This window comes from Photobacterium sp. R1 (genome assembly GCF_054600795.1).
This window is the reverse complement of sequence record NZ_BAAHZP010000057.1, coordinates 1-562: the sequence shown is the minus strand read 5'-3', so window position 1 is coordinate 562 and position 562 is coordinate 1. Positions and strand designations below refer to the sequence as shown.

Annotated in this window: 1 protein-coding gene; it reads left to right on the top strand. The window is 48.6% G+C overall.

Translation table 11 applies throughout. The annotated features are described in order from the left end of the window. On the top strand, window positions 1–562 hold a 562-nt coding region (locus tag ACYP03_RS23920), incomplete at both ends, for a sensor histidine kinase (RefSeq protein WP_459782351.1).

Sequence of the window (562 nt, the reverse complement as noted above, 5' to 3'; positions counted from 1 at the left end):
TAGATAACTGCGAACTCGTCTATGCCGACGGTTATGAGGTGCCCTACTGCTGCTCACTCTACGACAAATGCAAACTAGGCTCTGCACTGGTCATTCCGCTGATTGGCGGCAACCATGAGGTAATAGGTACCATAAAACTCTATGAACCCAAGCATAAGCTGTTTTCCACCATTAACCTGACGCTGGGAGAAGGAATCGCCAAACTCTTGTCGAACCAGATCCTGACAGGTCGCTATAACCGCCAGCAAACCCTGCTGACTCAGGCAGAGTTGCGCCTGTTGCAAGCACAGGTTAACCCACACTTTCTGTTCAATGCACTGAACACTATCAACGCGGTGATCCGCCGTGATCCTGATAAAGCCAGGCAGCTGATTCAGCATTTGTCACAGTTTTTCCGTCGCAATCTCAAGCAGAATATAGAAACTGTCACCCTGGAAGAAGAGTTGCAGCACGTACATGCCTATCTGGAAATTGAACGTGCCCGGTTTGCCGACCGACTGCAGGTTGAAGTCAATATTGATGATGCATTATTGAATATCACGATTCCGACCTTTACGCTGCA